Below are 21,069 nucleotides of genomic sequence, written 5' to 3' on the forward strand. Positions count from 1 at the left end.
ACGTGTTGCTTCATCAATATCGCCCCCCGACCGTTCATTGAGTAGAGAATAAATTGGGGGCGGTACTGGTTAGACTTTGTAGAGTTCTTGCGTAGTCGTCTTCACGTATGCGCCGCTGACCGCTGAATCGTAAAGGGTAACACCCTTCCGGCTAAAGAGGCCAAGCGTTGCAATGGCGTTCATCGCTTCGGCAATTGTTTCAGTCGTTAAACCAGAAACCGCCTTTGGAAAACTGAAAGTGTGGACCTTTTCGTCTGAACCTTTGAAACGTAACTGCAATACTGTTTTTTCTTCGCTATTCATGTTCTAATCTCCTTTAGATAAGTGGCTTAGGCAACTTGCGTCTTGTTATCGGTGGTGGTGACGTAGGCATTAAAGAATGATGTGCCGGTTAACTTCTCAATAACTGCGGCAAACTTTGTAATTTGGTCGTCAGAAGGCTTTTCAATCATGTTGTTGTAAGTGTAGCGAATCTTGTTGTCGTTTGCGTCAAGCATAACCAGAACCAGGTTAGTTTTATTCCAAGTAGTGTTCATATTAATCTCTCCAGTAAGTTAGTTTTGTAAGTGTTGGCCAACGCCCTACACTTATACAAACAAATCAGCTCACCAAAGTGTCAACCGCAATTTGGAAAAATTTTGAAATTAGCGCGAATCTTCGGTAGAATGGAGAGGATGATTTAAATCGTAACTTAAATTCAGGAGGCTATTTCATGGCTCAACGGCTTGTATATCCAGCAATCTTTGACCCAACAGTAATGATTAACCGTGTTCAGATCACGGTTCCGGATGTACCCGGTGTAAAAGTAATGGGTACAACAAACGAACAAGCGGCGCAAAAGGCGGCGGAAGCGGTCGGTAAGGAGCTGGTAAAATCAAACGATGAATTACCGGTACCAAGCACACCAGGTGAACTGAAAACAAAACCGGGCCAGACCGTAAGTTTTATTGTGTTGGATTTGGATGAGTACAGAAAATAGAGTGTGAAAACAAGCGTTTAGAGAGTGGAGAATAAGGCACAGGCGACGGAAATCCCGGTTTTGGATTTCTGTTGGCTGTGCCTTATTTGCAACTCTCTGCTTGTTTGAACACGTTTCAGCAATGTAAACAACAAACACCATATAACCGTTAGATCAAACTAACGGTCATATGGTGTTTGTTGATTTATATGTAACATTGCCGCTTAGCTTACCAGCCAAATTAATTGAAATTAAACCCACATTAAGTCATGCTAATGACGTAAATCCAAGATAGAGAGGTAATCAAAAATGGACACATATACACTGTCGAACTTTTACAAACATCAACGCACTATCTTTGAAACCTTAGACAAGGCCAAGAAACCTATTGAGATTACTACTGTGAAAACTAAATCTAACGGTGCAAATAAAGGTTATGTATTAATGTCCAAAGATGTGTATCAGCAATTAATAGCAACCCAAGATAAACAGTTACGACAAGCAGAGTTAGACATTCGTAGTTATGCGTTAAACCATAATCCCAAGGTACCAGCAAATAAAGATGAGATGGAAAAGTGGCTTAGTAAGGATTGATGATATGGTTTCCTGTAAAATAAAAGACACCTCAAAGTGAGATGCCCTTTTATACGTCAAAAGCTCACAGTTATTTAACCCGTTCTCCCTGCACATACACCTGATCAATATCCGCCTTACTAGTCTGATACATCAGCTTCTCGAAAATATTATCTGAAGTCTCCGTTTGAAAATCGTTTTGAAGCGAAACCACCTGCATATCGGCCAAATATCCTTCAGCAATCTTCCCGGTCTGCAGGTGCAAACTCTCAGCACCACCCCGTGTAGCCAGGTAAAAGGCTGTTTTCACACTGAGCGCGCTATCCGCAACACCACGCTTATCAGCAGGTAATTGATTATCCACCCCATCTTGTAACATCCGTGACGACATCACCGCTTGCCTCATATTTTGATAGAGACTTGGTGAATAACCACCAGAAATATCCGTTCCAAGCCCAGTTTTAACGTGATGTGTCAACACTCGCTTTACGGGCAAAACGGCATTACCAAAGTACACATTTGAGATTGGGCAATGTGCCACTGCAACACCCTGCTTTTCAAAGAGTTGATAATCGTGATCAGTGAGTTTTGTGCCGTGTGCCATCACAGACTTATCCGTCAACAGACCATAGTGATCCAAAACCTCGGCATCGCGCATGTGGTAGTGTTCCAATGCATAGCCGCTCTCCCAGTCACTTTCACTGCAATGTGATTGTACTGGTAAGTCATATTTACGAGCCAGATCACCCAGCCCTTTAAGGCTGTCAGGGGTACAGCTAGGAACGAAGCGCGGTGTGATGACGGGAGTCTGTTTGAGGTCAGTAGTTTGATTCAGTTCATTTAGTTGCTGGATAAATTGTTCGGTTTGGTCAACAGCAACTTGTGCTGAGGCATCCTGATAATAATCGGGTGTCTGGTCTGGGTTATCCATGGCAACTTTACCGATGAATCCCCGCTGACCGTGCTGGATGCAAGCTTTTGCAAGTTCCAAGTTGGCAGTGTTATGAATCGTGCCAAAGTAGAGTACAGTAGTCGTCCCATTTGCCAGTAGTTCTTGCACCAGATCATTGTAAACTGTTTTAGCGAAGTCCAGGTCTTGATACTTAGCCTCTAATGGGAAGGTGTACGTATCAAGCCATTCGTTTAGTGGTCGATCTAACGCTAACCCAGCATTGGGCCACTGCGGTGCATGGACGTGCAGATCAATGAAGCCGGGTAAAATGTATTGATTCGGACGCAATGTAGTTAAGGTGTCGTTAGCCTGTGCGATTTGTTTGATAGCCGCATAATCTGAATCGCTAGGCTCGATAATGCGAGCAATGTAGCCACTGTCGTCTAGACAAATTAATTGCTGCGCTTGGTAACTAACTTCCGTTTGCGCCAAGGGTGAAAAGTTCGCCCCTTCGATAATCTTTGAATAAGAAATGATCATGCACCTCGCTTGGTTGATTTTTATTTTTCACGAACTATAATCCACTATTTAAAAATATCATTCGTGTAATCGATGAATTCATTATACACCAAAAAAGGTATCGAGATTTGTCATCACAATCTCGATACCTTTTACATTAACATTGTATTAAAGATTTTCTTGACCTGGGAGCGGAGGTAGTGGACTACCTGGTGTAGTAAACCACTTGATGAGATGATTCTTCAGACCTAATTTATCAACACGATCCTTGGTGATTGTCGTGTGGATTTCATCCGACTTACCAGCCAGAATTTTGCCAGCAAATTCCGGTTCAATCAGTGCCTGACGACCAATAGCCACAATGTCACCATAGTCTAGTGCTTTTTCCGCGGTGTCTTTGCCAAAAACATTTGCAACAACGATGGTCTTTACGCGATCACCAACAGTCTTTTTAACTAATTGACCAATACTCTCACTGCCACCCTGAGGTTTTTCATCGTAAGATCTCACAAGAGAGGTGTGAATATAATCAATATCATAGTCAGCGATTTTATCGATGAGCTGCAATGAGTCTTTGATCGTATACCCAATATTTTCGCCATGAATCTCTTCTGGTGAAACTCGATAACCGATAATAAAGCCATCTTTAACTGCATCTTTAGCAGCATCAACTACCGCTTTGGTAACAGCTAACGGGAAGTTCATCCGTTTCTCTAGACTACCACCCCAATGATCGGTGCGGTGATTTGAATACGCGGAGAAAAACTGTTGTAACAGATAATGATTGGCACCATGAATCTCGACGCCATCAAAGCCTGCTTCAATTGCCCGGGTTGTTGCCGCGCCAAAGTCAGCGATAATTTGCCGAATTTGTGCATCGGTTAGCTCCTCTGGCGTGTAATCTAACCACGGAAAGTTCATTTTACTTGGTGCATATGAATGCCCATTCAATTTTTGTGCCGTAACTGCCTCCCGACCACCATGATGCAGCTGAAGAATGGCTTTGTTGCCATCTTTTTTCAAGGCGTTAGCTAACTTCTTTAGTCCAGGTAGGTTTTCATCACGGTCAGCACCAATTTGTAGATCGTACGCTTTTCCACCTTCACTGACGTATGAAGCACCGGTAATGATCAGCCCTGCAACTTTGGAACGCATCGAGTAGAAGTTTAAAGCATCTTCACCGATATCGCCGTTTTCTTCAGCCTCATTAATCACCATCGGCGACATTGCAGTTCGTGTTTTGATAGTAGCACTATGTTTAAAGACAAGTGGTGTGGTTAATTTGTCATTATTATCTGACATTTCTAAAATCCTCCTAAAGATATAAAATCGTTTTCAGTAAAGTGCTTGTGTTTTTTTGCACATGAATTTCCAAAAAAACTTCACTCTTACATTCACTACAGTGGAAAATCATATAAACGTAAGCGCTTTACTTACTTTTATGTTACTTGCTATAATGACCTCATTCAATACGTGCGACGTCACATAAAAGGAGAATCTGTGATGGCTAATGCCGAAATTAAAGCTCAAACAAAACATCAACTATTGGGAGCCCTATTACACTTGTTGGACAACAAACGTTTAAACGATATTTCCGTTAGTGAATTAGTACGCAAGGCAGGTGTCTCGCGATCGGCTTTTTACCGTAATTACCACTACATTGATGAAATTCTGATTGAACACGCCAACAATATCTTTCATGGCTTTTTTCAGAATAAAATCATTGATCAATCATCAGTGAACTGGCAACAGGCTAGCCTATATATCTATAGAGTAATCCGTGAAAATGAATCATTCTTAAGGCAGCTTTTCATCAATGGTAAATCAGAAATCTGGTTTAATGCTTCCGTTTCTGAAGGCGCACCCTTCTACGAAAATAAGCTAGGTCGTCGGGTTCCCGATGAGAAACTCATCTTTTTGACTGGTGGCATTATGGCTCTAGGCCTCGAATGGCTAGATAAGGGCAATAAGCAAAGTATCAATGATGTGGCAAACATCATTAATCCTCAAATACGGGTTATTTTAGGTGATAAAAAGACGTTTGCTTGATTACAGTTGAAACCAAAAAACGGCCACCAGCAAATAACACTGGCGGTCGTTTTCCGTTAACTTGCCACTCGATTCTGATCGACTATCTTCCAGCCATCAAGCAACTTGTCACTATTTACATACTGTTCCACGACCCACTTTGGGCGCTTAGTAATTTGGGTAACCGTTTGTAGGCTATCCGTCCGGTGTACAATGTGCTCGTCTGGCTTGGTAATAACGTAGCGTTTAGCCACGACCATTGCCCCCTTTGCAAATTCAAGGAAGTTTCACAACACGATATCGTACTCGATCACTTTCAGGATAACCGTAGTGTAACATAACAACATGTGAAAGCAAGCAGACTGCAATGAGAAAACAAGTTAACCGACTCATACATCCCTACACTGCCCGTGTGTTAACACTTTCACTCATCTCGATAAGTTTCCCCAAAACAATTGTCTCCAACTATACCCACCACCACTGTTTTGCCGTATAATGTAGCTAAAATCAACAAAGCAGAAAGGGGCCGGCATCATGGACGCTCAATCAGAAAAAATTCAACGCAACGAAAATGGTGAACTGTATCTGAAGATACCTGATGAATTTGTGAAACAGCTTGAACTCAACGAGGGTGATGACGTCGACCTAGTACCGACTGCGCTCGGCGTCGAACTGCGTAAAGCAGGTACGGTTACACCACAATTCTGGGAACCATTTTCACAGTCAGTTAACGAATATCAAAAAGCACTGCGCATGATTCAAGACGATGACACAGACAAAAATAATGACGCCTCCGCAAAATAATTAAATTTTACTTTTCAACTTCACCAATTCTATGGTATGATGGTTATTGTTGTGATGGCGGTATTGGTGAAGTTTGGTTAACACACCGGATTGTGGTTCCGGCACGCGTGGGTTCGAGTCCCACATACCGCCCTAAATATAAAAGTGGTATGATCTGTTGATCATGCGGCTTTTTTCTTACAGACTGTTTATTTTATTCTGGTAATTAGAATATGATATAATAGAATCATAAAAAGAGGCCAGCGCTTGAACACCGGCCTCCTGCAGACCGCTTCAAGAGCGGTGGTAAGCTACGGTTAACAGTAAAAGTCACCTTAAACTCGCCAAAGTTTATATAGGGGTGGCTTCTTACTTACGGTCTCTACGGTCGATTAGTACCACCAACGTTGCGAAAGCAATCATTAGTGATAATGTGTCGTAAACTGACACAATCTAATTCCTTTGTAAATTTCGTAAATCATAGGCATCACTCACTTTCGCAATTGACACCACCACCCATGGAACTCCTGCTGTAACAGTATATCATACGGTATACTGTTTTTTTGTGAATCAAAAGAATTGGAACATATCCCATAAATCGTCAACCGAAGTAGGTAGTGATCTTCATACTTTCTCATTTCAAATTAAACAGTCCCCCAAACACTCTTTAATAATTATTGAGCAATTTTTTATAGCGTGTAAGCCCCGATATAACAAGCTTAATTGCATTTTAGCATCCATTATTCATGAATATACTGTTGACAACGCAACAATGAACTGGTATCTTAGTGCCATCAACACATATTAAAAACTTATGAGAAGAAGGCAATACATATGAGAAAATACGCAATTATCGGGGTCGGACACGTTGGAGCAACAGTCGCTTATACGCTGGTGTGTCAAGGAATTGCTGATGAATTAATTTTAATCGATAAAAATGAGAAAAAGGCACGTGCTGAACAATTAGACTTACAGGATTCGCAAGCTCGTCTCGATTCTCACACGACAATCAAGATCAACGATTATTCAGAATTAGCTGATACTGATATTTTATTCGTTACCTCTGGAAATATTCATGCTTTGGATCATGCCAGTGGCAACCGTTGGGCTGAGTTCGAATACACCCGTGAAATTGTGCAAGATATCGCACCTAAGATCAAAGCATCCGGCTTTAACGGTGTTTTAATCGACGTCATGAATCCTTGTGACTGTATCACCTATTACTTGCAACAAGCTACCGGCTTACCAGCTAACCGTGTTCTTGGTACCGGGACCTTTCTGGATACCGCTCGGATGCAAAAAGTCGTGGGTGAAAACTTCAACGTTGATGCCAAAAACGTTACTGGCTACACTTTAGGCGAACACGGTGAATCTCAATTTGTTGCTTGGTCTACCGTTTCAGTTAACGGCTTACCAATTGAAGAATTAGCCGAAGAAAAGGGCCTCGACCTTGAAGATCTTGAAACTCAAGCACGTGGTGGTGGCTGGGCCGTTCACTCAGGCAAAGGTTATACCAGCTACGCCATTGCAACCTGCGCCGTTAAATTAAGCCGCGCCGTTTTGGATGATGCCAACCTAGCTTGCCCTTGCTCATGCTACAGTGACAAGTACAACACCTACGTTGGTCACCCTGCCATCATCGGTAAAGACGGTGTCGTAGAAGCATTACGCCTGCCAATCACTGATGAGGAAGAACAAAAGTTGGCCAAATCAGCCGGCTTCATCCGTGAAAAGTTTGAAACGTTGCCTAATGTTAAGCAAGAGGCTTAAACCTGCTAATTAACCAAGAGGCTGGAGTAAGATAATCATCTTACTTTAGGCTCTTTTTGTTGTGTCTCACTGTTCCTTCTCAATACCAATTTTAAATTGCTTTTGCTCTATACATTCAGTACAACTAGGACGTAAAGAAGATGAGACTTTGACACTCTCAAAGACAATACAGATTAAATTGACAGGCCTAAATGAACAGAATATTAAGGATGTAGATCAAGACTTCAACCTTTAGATGGGTTGAAGCCTTTTTTAGATTCGCTTTCTCAAACTTAGCTGCAGGTCGCCAGCCAGTTCATCTGCTGTGAAGGTGCTGTTTACAGCACGGGACGACATCCGAGACGCGCGGGCCTAGGCGTGGCTTGGATGCGAGGTGAAAGACCGCTTCTCAGGCTTTCACCGGTCCCCACAGCAATGAACTGGCTGGCAGCCGAAAGCGGTCAACTAAAAAAGGATTTCAAGGAAACTATCCCTCGAAATCCTTCAAATACTAATTTAACGATCTACTAAAATCCGCCATTGACCCTCTTGTTGACTAACAATCTCAGCCTGTCGTTTAGATGGGTAAAACGCCATTTCAGACTGTTTAAGCCGTTTAACCCCAACCCGAAAATAAGCTGTTGACTGATCATTCCAAACTAACCGATAAAGCGCACCCGGTAAGTTTTCAATCAAACAGTTACCATCGCCATCAGAAGTCACCATCAATGGCTGACCATCACGATACAGCGTCTTGCCATTACGCTTACGCAAGCTAAAGGTTTGACCCTCAGCTGGCTGACCAGCTGCATCGACACACTGAAATTGAAGCCGAAAGTTTCGTCGTTTCAACATTGACCGATAAATCTGACGCATCATCAGCCAAAGCACAGCAAGGATAGCAAGCGCACAGCCAATTAAAATTGCCAATTGCTGCCATCGTTCAGCCTGTTTAGCGTGACTGACATCCTTTGCGACTGTTGGCGTATAGGCAACCCGCTTGCCCGTGATAAGCAGCCGGTGTGAGTTGATCATATACGGCGTGCAGGTCAGCAACGTTGCGATATCTTGCCCAGGCTTAATTCTCAAAGTACTCGTGTCGGTGGGTTCAACAACCTGTATCTGAAACACGCGATAGGCCAAATGTTTGCCGTAGATTTTGAAAACGAAAAGATCGCCCTTTTTGACCCGGTTCAGATCAGAGAATAGCCGTCTGTCCACCAAGCCACGGTGTCCAGCAACCACCGTGTGAGTGTTTCGTCCACCCGTTGGCATAGATGACCCCGGCACCACAGCAGAACCGACTTCTAAAGACGCATCATTCAACGTCTTAAACACCGGTACAGTAAGTACCAGCTTAGGAACCGTGACCGTGCCAACCATATCATGCTTTAAATTGAGGGTCGCTTTTTTACTTAAGCCAGAGAATGGATCACTGTTGGTACCGCTAGTCTCAGCAGTATTTTCACGTTTCAAATCGGCTAGGCGTTGCTTAGCATTACCCTCATTTTCACGTTGAACTTTAGCCACTCGCTGCTGATCCAGCAAATCATTCAGAGACCCAATGTAAAAGGGGTATAGTGCAACGGCCACACCCACCATCAGCAGTAGGCTGCCAATAAGACGTGTCACAGTAAGCCGTGATTTACGTGGCTTTGATTTAGGCACAATTAATCCCCCCTTTTACTTAGATGACTATCTAAATTTCTTCGTGTCGTTTGTTGCGTTTAAGGAAGAAAATGCCTGCAGCGATGATGACTGCACCAACGATCATGATCACGTAAATCCCCATACCACCAGTGTGTGGTAAAACACCCTCTGCAGCATTAGCAATTTTGATAACGTGATCTTCATCGTAAGAATCCTTGTCCACCTTAAATGTTTGTGGCTCAGTTAATAGCGCATGTCCTTCAGGTGCTTTTACCTCGGTTAATGAATAATCCCCGAAGCCTAGTCCTGTAACTTCGAAATCACCGTTTTTACCTGAAGTAAGCACAACTGCAGTCTTCTCTAGCGCTGCAGGGTCGTAACTCTCAGCATCAAAATTAGCTGGTAGTTCTTTCCATTCATAGCCTGTACCAGTATCAGTAAGGTATTGTTTACCATCCTTGCTAGTGACCAAGAATTCTGCACCCTTTAACCCGTTACCGGTATCAGCATCCGTCTTTTCAAACCTCGCACCACCCGTTGTAATTGGCGTGGTTCCGTGAACTTTAGGCTGGTTGTTCAAGGAAATATGGTTGTTAATCGTTGTTCCTGGTTCAAATTTCTTATTAACAGTTGCGTTGTAGGTGATCAAAATGGTTTTACCTGCATAGTCAGCCAGTTTTGACGTATCAAAATTAATTGTAAACTTCGGTGAACCATCAGGGGCTGGTGTAAACTGCCAACCTGGCACAGTTACACTAGACTGCTCGCCATGGATCAGAATACTGGAAGTATCAATCTTCAAACCGTCATCTGGGGTATCAGTGACATCAAATTTATCCAAAGAAGTGATATCTGCTGGCACAACAACGCTTACCGTATAGCTAACTTCATCCCCATAGCCTAAAACGGCATCGGTAATATTTGAATGTTTTTTATCAATAATTTTGTCGAGACTATCAAGCTTGTTTAAATCTTTCGTCAACGTCTTTTTAGTCTGGTTTTTAGGATAGATGTGCAGTGGGTTACCTTTGGTGCTTGCTTGGTTAAGTGGCATCACCAAAACGATTGGGTCAGCGGTCTTCACAACTGACTGGTTATCATTAATCTCTTCAGAAATCGATTTGGTTTCGCGAATTAAATACACGGCATTTTTACCTGCCTCATGGGTACTTTTTACAGGTAAAGCAAAGTCAGCTGTTCCTTCGCCCTTAGTCGTTGAACTATCGACAACATATCCACCATCTGCAGCCTTAACAGCGTTGTCCTGAATTAATTTTTGACGTTCAGCCGAAGTACCGGATAGATGCTGATAGCTGTTAGTGACGTCATAAACGGTAAACTCAACCCCGTTCAGCTTCTTCCCACCCTGAAGTTGATTATCAGACAATTCTTTACCTAATAAATCATCGCTGCCTGGTAAATCTGGTAGTGTCTGATCTGAACCAAAAGCCAACTTGTGTAGTCGAATATATGCCGTTTCATTGCTAGCGGCCTTAGCGCTGGGCATGCCTGTCAGCCCAGTAAACGCCAACGGTAATACCAATAATAGTGCCGCAAAAATATGTCTTAATTTATTCATTTAATCCTAACGCTCCTTCTTGGAAGTGTATGTGTGCCTGTAGTGACGTAGCAATCCTGTTGCGGCCAGTATGATCAACCCGCCCACAACAGCAAACGTTGTTCGTTCTTCATTCGTTTGCGGTAGCCAAAACGGTGGTTTCCGTTTCGATGACCGCGCTGTTTTATCCTTATCGTGGGTTGAAACAATAGCTTGTCCGTTATTCGTCCCACCGTTGACGCTTTTATCATCCGTTTCAGAATTACCGGTAGCCAATTGCTGCGGATTGTAAACTCGAAGCGACCTTTGTGTAGTAACTATCTTCGGCACACGACCAGCAACCAGTGATTCAAGTGCAGTCCCTTGCACCTGGATTTTTCCGTTAGCGGGAATATGCACGTTAACGTGTTCCGCAGCCTGGCTAATTTCGTATCCCTTAGGCGCATCTACCTCACGAAATTCATAGTTCCCAGGCGAAAGTGTCGGCCCGTCATAGCGGACCAGTCCTTCTTTATCCGAAGTAAACCGCTGAATAGACGACTCGCTTCTAATGCTGCTCCAACCCCCGTTCTTAGTCAGGTACAACAACTGACCAGCGACCTGCTGGGTCAGAACAAATTGTGCGCCGGCTAAGGGATGCGTTGCCCCGTTGGTTTTGGTCCCATACTTATAAAAATAGGGTCGCTCAGCAATGGAAGTCCCTTTTGCATCCAGTGTTTCCATCTGATCCGTAACTTTTAGCATTAGCGGTTGCACCCAGCTCTGTGACACAAACGGCTGCAGTTTGGTATCCTGTACCAATAAATAAGCTCGTCCAAACCGTCCGCCAAACTTAACCTCTGCTTGTCCACTAACTGCTGCTAACGCCTTCAAATGATTCTGCCTGACATATTGATTAATTGCCATTGGCGGTTTTTCAGCTACTTGTTGCTGTAATGCATGCCAATTAGATTTTTGCTGAACCCGACGATCGAGTTCATAAACCCTCATCGTTACCGATTGGCCCGTTGCCCGAACATTTTCAGGTAACTGTACCCGAACCGATACTGCCGCAAAACCGGTCAGTGGTCGATTCGCCATTATCCCTAAACCCGCCATCAACAGCATTAAGCAACTTAGCATTAGTAACCGCCATCGCCTCATCTATCATCACCCGCCCCTCACTCAAATACCTACAAATTAACAAAAATGTCACGTTCCGCTACAAAAACAACGAGATAAAAACTAAATCCACTGAATACAAATGACGAAAGCAGTGAGATAAAAAATTAATGAGTTTTCCCCAGATTTACCAGTCTTATATGATATACTTCTAATAAAACCTGATAAAATCAAGTAACACCTCAATAATTTAATGAGAACTCGGTAAAAGCGCTCTCATTACAGTAGTTAAAATGTGTATTAAATATGCATTATTCATTAATAAAATTAACTACTTCTAACAATTTTCTCATGTAAATGCCTAATTAATAGGATTAGCTTCATCTCAAATTTAAATATTACTATATAGCAATATGCATTTCAATAACTTTTTTGCATTAAAATGCGTATGTCGTAATCTGCTTGATGTTTCACTCTGAATTAAGTTTTGAGTCACAATTAAGTTTCTTTTTAAGGATATTATTGGAACTCTAACTTCAAAAAATCATCCTCACCGTAGCCGAAGGGCGCTGGTGGATTCATCTGCTGTGACGGTGCTGTTGGGGCGGATGCCCTTACAGCACGGGACGACATCCGAGACGCGCGGTTTAGGCGTGGCTTGGATGCGAGGTGAAAGACCGCTTCTTAGGCTTTCACCGGTCCCCACAGCAATGAATCCACCAGCGGCCGAAGGCAAATCCATATTAAAAAAAGCCTTAGGAAAGCTATCCTAAGACTCACAATCAATATTCTATTGGCCAATCCCGGTCCGACTAAAGTCTGACAGGATACGACGAGTAAAGTTCTGCGCTTTAATTTTCAGGAAGAATCCCAGCAAGAAGACCCCGATAAACATCAGTATCAATACGATTGCATCAATAAAGACCGTTTGCATGTTTGGTCCACCCACCGCTTCACGGAAACCACCCACACTGTAAGCGAACGGTGCGAAGCGGTAAGCGAAACGATAGAATGCTGGATCAAGCTGAACAGGATACAGCGCACCAGATCCCGCCAGCTGAATCGCCACCAGGAAGATGACAATGGCCTTCCCGAGATTACCAAAGGTCGCAGCTAGTCCGTAGACAATGCCCGTGAACAGCAACGACGACAGCACCCCAAAAAGCAGCATGATAAAGACGCTTTCTACTTGAACACGAAGCAAAATAATCGAACTGAAGATGATGACCATGGTTTGAATCATTGATAACGTCCCAAAGGTCAGCATCTTGCCACAGAATTCTTCGTGAACGGTCATGTTATGGAACCGCCGTTTTTCACGGGGAATCGTGGTGTGCAGAATCATGACCAGCATGGTACAGCCAATCCAAATCGACAGGGTGATGTAAGTCGGTAAGAAAGCCGCCCCAAAAGTACCAACGCGGTAAATGCTTTGATCCTTAACGTTAAATAAGGACACCAGCGTATTCCCCATGGTTTTGGGATTATTCTGTAAGACGGTGATGACGCTGACAATGTCATTATTACTAGTCAGCTTCAACTGGTTAGCAATGTTTTGAATGTCATCTTGATACGTCGTCAATTTACTTTCCAGATTAGAGCTGCTTTGTGCAATCAGCTGATTGCCTTGAATCGCGTTGTTCAGATAGTCTTCATTGATTCCTTTAGCCTGCTTCAGTTCGCTAAGAATCGACTGTGACTTTGAGACCGCTGAGATTAAACTGCCACTAATGCTGTCCAAATGCGTTTTGACGGAGCGATTATACTGCCCCAGTGCCGAATTCATCCCCACCGTGATTCGGCGGGTGTTGTTGGCTGCACTAGCGATTTCATCCGAAGTCAGTCGCCCTTGACTAGCCAGCGTGGACTTCAAAGATTGCAGCTGTGATTTTTCGGTATTCAGTAAGGACACCACGTTACCAAGGCTGTCATTCAGCCCACTGATGGCGGACAAATGAGATTGACCATTGATACTCTTAAGGAATGACTGCAGCGGCGTCACCTGCCCTTTCAACAGGTTGACCTGAGAAATGGCCCGGTTTAGCATGTCGTTCACGGCACTTTTGTTGGTGGAACTGGCCGACCGATTCAGTTGATTAACCATACTATTCAAACGGTTGGCGCTAGCCGATGCACTATTGAGGTTAGTGTCCAGACTGTTAAAGGCTTTATCCACCGAACCTTGAACACTGTGCAGAGATGACATTGTAGCCGAGTTACTCTGCTGCAACACGTCCACGTTTTGCGAAGCTGACATCACCGGCTTCAATCCGGTTAAAATAGCTTCCATATTAGTAGAGGTATGGTTAACCTCTACTAATGCGCCAGTGGCAAGGTCCATGGAATCACTTAACGCGATGATCCAATCCTTCAGTTCCAGGATCTGTCCCTGCTGACTCTTAGCCTTGTCCCCCAGCACATTCAGCTTAGAGAATAAAGTCGTATTGACGGTTTGCAGAAAATTAGTCTGGACTTGATTAACCAGCGTTTTAGCGGCCGTTTCGGTGATCTTGCCACCCATGGGCGCATCTCGGCTATTCGCCTTATAAATGAGTTTGGCTCGGTGCGGATCATCGCCCGCAATACTGGACAAGGACTTCGAAAAATTACTTGGAATAATAATTTCCGCGTAGTAGCTGCCCTCTTTGAGCTTAGTATCGGCCTTTTCAGCTGAGGCAAACTGCCAGTTTAACTGGTGGTCTTTTTTTAACGTTTGCACAACGGTGTCACCAACGTTAAGCTTCTGTCCCGCCATGTTAGCACCGGTATCGTGGTTAACAACCGCCACCGGGATATTTTTGATTTCAGAAACGTCATACGGGTTCCAGACGGCCCGGACGTTGATCAGCGTGTAAAGGCTAGGCATGATGCACAGCGCCAGTATTGTAACCATTACAAGTGGCGAAGAGATCATGGCTTTTAAATCACGCTGATAGATTGCTTTGATGTTTTCCATTTAAACCATCCTTCTGTTGACTACGCTTCGGCCAAATGGAACTTGGCATACTGTTACTAATTTTAGGGGAGAAACTGGCTGATTTCAAGCACTGGTATAATGATACTGAACATCACTACAGTTTTAAGAAACAATACATTCTATCGTAAATTGTACTAAAATATAGGAGAATAAGCGACAGGCAAACGGTCTTGTTTTCAATCTTTTTGACTATTCAAGTAGTTGTTTCATTTCGTTTACAGGATTTTAGCCGATTTGATGTTATACTATTTTCAAATTAAACGTTTGCTGACAACTGTCAGATAAATCGTTTAAACGGTCTCAAACCGATATTAATTTATATAAGGAGTTTGCTTAAAATGAAGAAACCATTTTTGATCATCGCATTATTTGCTGGCCTGTTCACCGCTTTCGGTGTTAGCACACCGGCAGCTGCCAAGAGTAAAGGTGCTAAGGTGATCTCATCACGATCCATTTCAAAGAAACCCTATCACGCCGTTAGCGGCTATCTTTATACCAGCACTAGTCTGACAAAGAAAGCCCACAACGCCGATAACTATCCTTTCACATTGTTCTACACCTATAAATCTGACACTGTGCGAAAAGCTAATGGTAATAAAGCCGTTTACTACTACGTTAAAAACGCCAACGGTAAAGTTAAGGGCTGGATTTGGCGCGGTCATCTCGTTCGCGTTGTCGATACTCAAAAACAGTTGAGCCAGCTAAATGAACTAGTAGATTTGATTGATTCTACGTCTACTAAGACCCACGACCAGATTGTTTCACTATTAAACTCAGTCAACAACAATACCACGTTGCCAACTTTGATTAATAATTTAACCAAACTGCAGAGCAGCCTTAATAACAATTCAGACATTACTAAACTCGGTCAGATCATCACACTGATTCAAAGCGATGTTTCTAACGGTATCAACAATCTATATAACACCACGCAAATTTTGCATAACGTCAACACAAATTTAGCAACGTTTATTCACGATGTATGTGATCAAGCAAAGGGCTAATAATCCAAAAGAGACTCTGATGTGTCCTGCCATGGGATTTCATCAGGGTCTCCTTATGCGCTTTGCCAAAAATCAGCAAAGCAACTAGAAACTACATTTATCAAACTAACTACCGGAGGACAATATGCGTAACGTTTTCAACCTGATTAAAAAAGATTTTTATAATATCTTTCATACCCGGTCGATTTGGGTGACTTTACTGGCATTTGCCCTTATTCCAATGCTGTACGCGGTCCTCAACATTCAGGTATCGTGGAACCCGTACTCACCGAAGAATACGAGCCGGCTAAAAATTGCGGTGGTGAACAACGACGAGGGTGCCTCACTCAAGAGCCAACCATTCAACGTTGGGAATCAAGTGATCAAGCAACTGCATAAAAACCATGATATTCACTGGGTATTCACCAATGATTGGTCGGCCAACAATGGTCTCGAAAATGGTAAATACTATGCGATGATTGAAATTCCCGATGACTTTTCATCTAAATTAACCACCTTTGCAACGTCCAACCCGCAAAAGCCAGCCATCATTTATAAATCAAACGAAAAGCTGAATCCCGCCGCTACTAAGATCATCGGGCAGGCAGAAAATAGTTTGACTGACAATATCCGTCAGAGCTTCATCAAAACGGCCAGTAAGGAAGCCCTCCAAACCGCTAACAAGGCTGGCGCCACTCTTGCAACCAAAAAGCCGGAGATTCTACAAATCAGTTCATCTCTAACTGACGCCATTAGTACCATCAACAAGACGGAAAAAACACTCAACGATGTGAACCAAACGAATCAGAAAACCCGAGCGGCACTGCAAACGATGAAGTCGGACTTACCAAAGATTTCCTCGCAAATTGATGACTTGCAGTCGGTAGTTAATAACACAAAAGCTATCAACAATGCCACCCAGCAGTTAAACCAATCCCTGCAATCTAATTTAGGCAGTGGTATCAACAGTCTACAGACTCAAGGTACCCGGCTGCAAAACAACTTTAATGGTCTACCGTCCGGTCACCTTTCTTCAACCACGTTAAAGAGTACGACTAGTTCAGCTACTTCGCTGTTGAATGGCATCAATGATGGCCTAAGCGACACCTTGCGCATCTTGGACATCGTCAATAACTTTGTGCCTAATAACCGGACTAACGCGCTGATCAGTTCCGTTGCGAAGGCCAAACAGAGCGTTGACCGTCAAAAATCATTGGTCAGTCAGCTTCGTGGCACCCATTCCACTTCGAAACAGCAGTCGCTGATCAAAGAACTGCAAGCGGCCTCTAACACGCTGAATACGGCACTCGATACGGCTTATACGAACTTCAATGCCACTACCAGTCCTGCGTTAAACAGTTTGAATAATTCGCTGAACGACAATTTAAACGGTAACAGCCAAGTCGTTCAATCCATGCGGTCAGTGATTCCAGAGCTTCGGGCAATGGCTGATGCCGGTTCCATCACCGCTTCGCAAACCAGCGACATCAACTCCCGTTTGGATAAAATCAAAGGGACCTTGCAGACACTGGACAAACAGATGAGTTTTTTGAATGGTAAGAACCTGGATAACTTGATTAAGCTGTTAGGCACGGATCCAAGTCTATCGTCAATCCTCTCTTCGCCAATCAAGCTGCAAACCAAAGAAGTTTATCCGATGAAGAACTTCGGCTGGCAGGTTACCCCGTTCTACACCGTATTGGCACTGTGGGTGGGCATGCTCTTGATGTCCACTATCCTGGCATGGGAGTATATCTTGCCAGAAAGTAAGAATGGCCTGCAGCGACCAAACCATTTACAATCCTACCTTGGCAAATTGCCACTGTATCTGAGTATGGGCTTCGCGCAAGCAACCTTCGCTTGGATGGGCGAAATCATCCTGGGGGTCAGACCGGTGCACTGGTTCTTGTTCCTGCTAGCGTTCTACGTTGCCAGCTTCACCTTTGCCATCATCATGTTCAACCTAGTCTTTATGCTGGGGAATGCCGGTAAGGTGGTCATCGTCTTAATGATGCTGATCCAGCTGTTTGGAACCGGCGGCATGTATCCCCTGGAAGTCGTGCCAAAAGATTTGGCGGCGTTGGCACCGTTCATGCCGTTTACGTATGCCATGCAGCTCTTCAGGGAGGTCATGACGACGCCAAATTGGGGCGTAATTGGCCACGATCTGCTGTTCTTGTTCTTCTTCATCTTGTTCTTCACGCTCATCATGCCGTTGAGGCGACTGTTCGAAAAGTTGGTCTATCGGATGGAGAGTGATATGGAGAAGTCAAGGTTGTAGAGTGTGGAAGCAGGCGTTTAGAGAGCGGAGTGTAAGGCGCTTTTGGTATAAATCCCGAACTTGGATTTGTGCCAGAAGTGACTTACATGCAGCTCTCTGCCTGCTGGAACACGTTTCGGCAATAGCGGCTTAGAGTGTGGAATCAAGCGTTTAGGGACTGGCGTGTAAGCTACTTCCAACGGAAATCCCGGGTTTGGATTTTTGTTGGGAGTAGCTTACACATAAGTCTCTGCTTGCTGGAGCACGTTCGGCAATATCAACTAATAAAGACAAAAAGCCTCACAACCAGCGGTAATTTCTGGTTGTGAGGTTTTGTTATGCCTAAACAATATTAACGATTCTTAAGTTGCAGTAACAGTGGTCGAAACTGATTAATGAAAGCATGAACATCCTCGACCTCTTTGACACTCAAATTAGGATTTAATTCGTTTTCATTCAAATTTAGGCCCCCCCATTATCACACGTGAACACATTACACCTTAGCGTCCCTAAACATTCCGCTTATTAAACACGTAGTAGCCGATACCCAAGAAAATGGCGATATAAATAACGTTCCCAAGTAACATCTGCCAGCCCTGCATCCTTAGTAATGGCTGATAATAACCCGGATGCGATAACATGCTTGGATACAAGGTCATGGTCACTGGATTCCACTTAGCCCAATCCCACTTTTGAATCAGGATCGTTAACAATTGGGTCACAATGTTGGAAGCAAAGTAACCAATAATACCGACTGACACAGCAGCGGCGGAATTTCTAAATAAGTTCGCTAACAAAAAAACAACGCTTAATAATAGCCATAAACTTACAAAACTGGCTGCCGAAATTGCCAGCCCTCTGGTAAAAATCGACATCCCATCACCGGCACCCTGATGAATACTCAAGGTATGCCGGAAAAGCAGTGCTTTCATCAACAAAGCAATCCCAGTACTCATCACGTACCAATAAAAGGTATAAAAGAAGATTGCTAGCCATTTGCTAACCAAAACTTGTCCTCGTGAATAGCGCCGATAAAGCACTTGTTTCATGGTTCCGTACTGAAACTCCATGGTGATGATTGTGGCCGTTGCAGCAATCATATAGAAGTTAATGATTGGCCGCGAAAAATAAAGCGACTCAAACATGTTGGCTGGGACAAAGGTTTGTGGGTATACCCGGGATAAAAAGGCAAATACGATTTCAATACCAACTAAAAATGCCGTACTGACCCAGGTACTGACTCTTCTGGTTAATTTAAAACTTTCCTGTCTAACTAAAGTCCACACTGTTCTCGCACCCCCTATTCTGCCTCTTCTTCGGCTAATCTTTTCTGAATTCGACTCTGTTTCAAAACTTCCAGCAAGGAACTTTCGAGGTTACCTTCAAGGCGAGTCACGTCCAGAATATCAACGCCACCTTCAACAAGCAGCCGCAACACTTCAGGCATCGTGTTATCATCCGTCGCCACCACTTCCACTCGTGGATCAGGTGTGGTTTTAAACCTAGCCTTTTTCAGCAATTGACGGGCTTTCTTATCATCGCTGGTCATCAACATAATGGTCTGTTTGCCCTGCGAAGCTAATAATTCATGCATGGTCGTCTGTTGCACGATTCGCCCCTCATCAATAATCAACAGATCTTGGGCCAACCGCTGCAGTTCACTCAAAATATGCGATGAGATAAGAAAGGTTGTGCCATGTTGAGATTCAGAAATAATCAAATCGCGTAATTCCTTGGTCGCTTCTGGATCCAAACCATTCATAGGTTCATCAAGAATGACTAATTCAGGAAAATTAACCAACGCCAGCGCAATGCCCAATTTTTGCTTCATGCCTAACGAATAACCCTTGGCCTTCCGTTTAATAAAACTATCCATATTCAATTGGGAAATAATTTTTTGAATGTGAATCAGTTGGTGATCACCATCCGCAAACAGTTGAAGATGATCCCAGCCAGTTAAAAAGGGATAAATTCCAGGATACTCGATCAGTGCACCAACCTTGGAAAGTGATTCATGCTTCTGCGGTGTTACCGTTTCTCCCGCAATCTTGATGCTGCCTGAGTCATAATTAAATAGGCCCAGCATAGTTTTCATCAAGGTCGATTTTCCGGCACCATTTGGGCCAACAAGCCCCACGATGTGTCCCGGTTTCAAATCAAACGAGACATCGTGCAAGACGTGCTTGTTGCCAAAACTTTTATTTAAATTCTGCACGGATAAAATACTGCTCATTTTTTCCTCCATACTAATAGTGGTTTACTGGTATTTAATCATAGTTTAAGGGGTTGGGGCAAGTGTGCTACCTGTTTCAATTAACAACCCAGTATTAAGTTTAACGAATTACTGGCCTTTATGGTATTAAATACGCAAATCGTAAGAAATTTCTAAGCCGAAGAGAAATTCTTCAACTTAAAATCAATTTTAAGTTACGTTTAAGCTCATCACAGTATATTAATCCTTGTACCACTGAAACGATCTCCCCTGATCGTTCCATTTTCCCTAAAAACCACTTTCTTTTGAAAGCAAGTAACTGCCACATTCCCTTGCGACAGTTACATTCCCCTCGTTTCAGGTTACATCCCCTGCGACCTGAAACATTTCTAAATCCTTCTTCCTATTCTCCCAAATAGCTAAGGACAACAACGACGTAACGTACATCCCCTGTCGTTACGTAAATTACCCGCAGACTTTAGAGCTGCGGGTTTTTATTTGGTTAAAAATATTCTTAGCAGGCATCATTTCGCTACGCTGGGTGGGCAGGTCGAAGTGGGTCGTGGTGAAGCTAGCACCTTCGCTTCGCTCGGGGCGGATCTCCACCATCTCCCATGTCACTAAACTACCAAAGAACGGTAGTTAAGTGACATCGACACCACGACCTGCCCGCCCAGCTTCGCTACATTCTACATATCATATCTCAGTATTATGACTCCAGTTTGATTACAGCATTTGCGTTAGCAACGTTACCATGCTGCCGCCGATAAAGCAGAAAGTAAAATGCAGTGGAGTGAAACAGGCAAATCGTGGTGAAAGTAGTAGT

At 43.5% G+C, this 21,069-nt stretch carries 20 protein-coding genes and 1 tRNA gene; 8 read left to right on the forward strand and 13 right to left on the reverse strand.

The features are described from left to right. Positions 1 to 69: 69 nt before the first annotated feature. Entirely contained in the window at positions 70 to 303 is a 234-nt protein-coding gene (locus tag CES82_RS05965; protein ID WP_098824469.1) for a DUF2922 domain-containing protein, read from the reverse strand. A 26-nt stretch (positions 304 to 329) separates the two neighbouring features. Beyond that, a complete protein-coding gene (locus CES82_RS05970) occupies positions 330 to 536 on the reverse strand; it encodes a DUF1659 domain-containing protein (RefSeq protein ID WP_098824471.1) in 207 nt (68 codons plus the stop codon). Between the two features lie 176 nt (positions 537 to 712). Between CES82_RS05970 and CES82_RS05975 the strand changes: the two genes are divergently transcribed. Further along, positions 713 to 979: a type II toxin-antitoxin system HicB family antitoxin gene (locus tag CES82_RS05975; RefSeq protein ID WP_098824472.1), complete on the forward strand. Its 267-nt coding sequence runs from the start codon at positions 713 to 715 to the stop codon at positions 977 to 979. Between the two features lie 288 nt (positions 980 to 1,267). Next, entirely contained in the window at positions 1,268 to 1,552 is a 285-nt protein-coding gene (locus CES82_RS05980) for a hypothetical protein (protein WP_098824474.1), read from the forward strand. A 70-nt stretch (positions 1,553 to 1,622) separates the two neighbouring features. On the opposite strand, the gene guaD is transcribed toward CES82_RS05980, so the two are convergent. Together guaD and CES82_RS05990 are read right to left on the reverse strand one after the other, a co-directional pair. Next, positions 1,623 to 2,963, reverse strand: a complete 1,341-nt coding sequence (gene guaD / locus CES82_RS05985; RefSeq protein ID WP_098824476.1) for a guanine deaminase — start codon at positions 2,961 to 2,963, stop codon at positions 1,623 to 1,625. A gap of 147 nt (positions 2,964 to 3,110) precedes the next feature. Next, complete coding sequence (locus tag CES82_RS05990; protein ID WP_098824478.1) at positions 3,111 to 4,244, reverse strand: NADH-dependent flavin oxidoreductase; 1,134 nt, start codon at positions 4,242 to 4,244, stop codon at positions 3,111 to 3,113. 201 nt (positions 4,245 to 4,445) lie between these two features. Here CES82_RS05990 and CES82_RS05995 point away from each other — a divergent pair, with 201 nt between their 5' ends. Continuing rightward, entirely contained in the window at positions 4,446 to 4,991 is a 546-nt protein-coding gene (locus CES82_RS05995) for a TetR/AcrR family transcriptional regulator (protein ID WP_098824480.1), read from the forward strand. A gap of 56 nt (positions 4,992 to 5,047) precedes the next feature. On the opposite strand, the gene CES82_RS12475 is transcribed toward CES82_RS05995, so the two are convergent. Beyond that, positions 5,048 to 5,224, reverse strand: coding sequence for a hypothetical protein (locus CES82_RS12475; RefSeq protein ID WP_168924590.1), 177 nt, complete (start codon positions 5,222 to 5,224; stop codon positions 5,048 to 5,050). 280 nt (positions 5,225 to 5,504) lie between these two features. Between CES82_RS12475 and CES82_RS06000 the strand changes: the two genes are divergently transcribed. After that, on the forward strand, positions 5,505 to 5,774 hold the full coding sequence (locus CES82_RS06000) for a hypothetical protein (RefSeq protein ID WP_098824482.1): 270 nt from the start codon (positions 5,505 to 5,507) through the stop codon (positions 5,772 to 5,774). A 57-nt stretch (positions 5,775 to 5,831) separates the two neighbouring features. Continuing rightward, positions 5,832 to 5,906 (forward strand) — tRNA-His (locus CES82_RS06005). A gap of 216 nt (positions 5,907 to 6,122) precedes the next feature. Here CES82_RS06005 and CES82_RS12825 read toward each other — a convergent pair. Further along, positions 6,123 to 6,203 (reverse strand): putative holin-like toxin, encoded by an 81-nt coding sequence (locus CES82_RS12825; RefSeq protein WP_225364864.1) that lies wholly within the window; start codon positions 6,201 to 6,203, stop codon positions 6,123 to 6,125. 384 nt (positions 6,204 to 6,587) lie between these two features. On the opposite strand from CES82_RS12825, the gene CES82_RS06010 reads away from it, so the two are divergent. Then, a complete protein-coding gene (locus CES82_RS06010; RefSeq protein ID WP_098824484.1) occupies positions 6,588 to 7,523 on the forward strand; it encodes an L-lactate dehydrogenase in 936 nt (311 codons plus the stop codon). A 495-nt stretch (positions 7,524 to 8,018) separates the two neighbouring features. On the opposite strand, the gene CES82_RS06015 is transcribed toward CES82_RS06010, so the two are convergent. The 5 genes from CES82_RS06015 to CES82_RS06030 form a co-directional block, all read right to left on the reverse strand. Beyond that, on the reverse strand, positions 8,019 to 9,170 hold the full coding sequence (locus CES82_RS06015) for a class C sortase (protein ID WP_098824486.1): 1,152 nt from the start codon (positions 9,168 to 9,170) through the stop codon (positions 8,019 to 8,021). A gap of 31 nt (positions 9,171 to 9,201) precedes the next feature. Continuing rightward, entirely contained in the window at positions 9,202 to 10,731 is a 1,530-nt protein-coding gene (locus tag CES82_RS06020; protein WP_098824488.1) for a SpaH/EbpB family LPXTG-anchored major pilin, read from the reverse strand. 6 nt (positions 10,732 to 10,737) lie between these two features. Continuing rightward, positions 10,738 to 11,790 (reverse strand): prealbumin-like fold domain-containing protein, encoded by a 1,053-nt coding sequence (locus tag CES82_RS06025; protein ID WP_180245679.1) that lies wholly within the window; start codon positions 11,788 to 11,790, stop codon positions 10,738 to 10,740. Continuing rightward, positions 11,732 to 11,860: a hypothetical protein gene (locus CES82_RS12775; RefSeq protein ID WP_263850124.1), complete on the reverse strand. Its 129-nt coding sequence runs from the start codon at positions 11,858 to 11,860 to the stop codon at positions 11,732 to 11,734. Before CES82_RS12775 ends, CES82_RS06025 begins: the two co-directional genes overlap by 59 nt. A 741-nt stretch (positions 11,861 to 12,601) precedes the next feature. Further along, positions 12,602 to 14,767 carry a YhgE/Pip domain-containing protein gene (locus CES82_RS06030; RefSeq protein WP_098824491.1) on the reverse strand — a complete coding sequence of 722 codons (2,166 nt, stop codon included), beginning with the start codon at positions 14,765 to 14,767 and terminating at the stop codon, positions 12,602 to 12,604. 359 nt (positions 14,768 to 15,126) lie between these two features. On the opposite strand from CES82_RS06030, the gene CES82_RS06035 reads away from it, so the two are divergent. Then, a complete protein-coding gene (locus CES82_RS06035) occupies positions 15,127 to 15,792 on the forward strand; it encodes a D-alanyl-D-alanine carboxypeptidase (RefSeq protein ID WP_098824493.1) in 666 nt (221 codons plus the stop codon). A 124-nt stretch (positions 15,793 to 15,916) separates the two neighbouring features. Further along, the gene (locus CES82_RS06040; protein ID WP_098824495.1) at positions 15,917 to 18,052 is read left to right on the forward strand and encodes a YhgE/Pip domain-containing protein; all 2,136 of its coding nucleotides are present in this window, start codon (positions 15,917 to 15,919) and stop codon (positions 18,050 to 18,052) included. Between the two features lie 488 nt (positions 18,053 to 18,540). Here the strand turns inward: CES82_RS06040 and CES82_RS06045 are convergent, their stop codons facing one another. Then, positions 18,541 to 19,317, reverse strand: a complete 777-nt coding sequence (locus tag CES82_RS06045) for a DUF2705 family protein (RefSeq protein ID WP_180245680.1) — start codon at positions 19,315 to 19,317, stop codon at positions 18,541 to 18,543. A gap of 14 nt (positions 19,318 to 19,331) precedes the next feature. Then, a complete protein-coding gene (locus tag CES82_RS06050; protein WP_439959046.1) occupies positions 19,332 to 20,276 on the reverse strand; it encodes an ABC transporter ATP-binding protein in 945 nt (314 codons plus the stop codon). Positions 20,277 to 21,069 lie beyond the last annotated feature (793 nt).

It is taken from the genome of Secundilactobacillus silagincola (assembly GCF_002583405.1).
Taxonomy (GTDB): domain Bacteria; phylum Bacillota; class Bacilli; order Lactobacillales; family Lactobacillaceae; genus Secundilactobacillus; species Secundilactobacillus silagincola.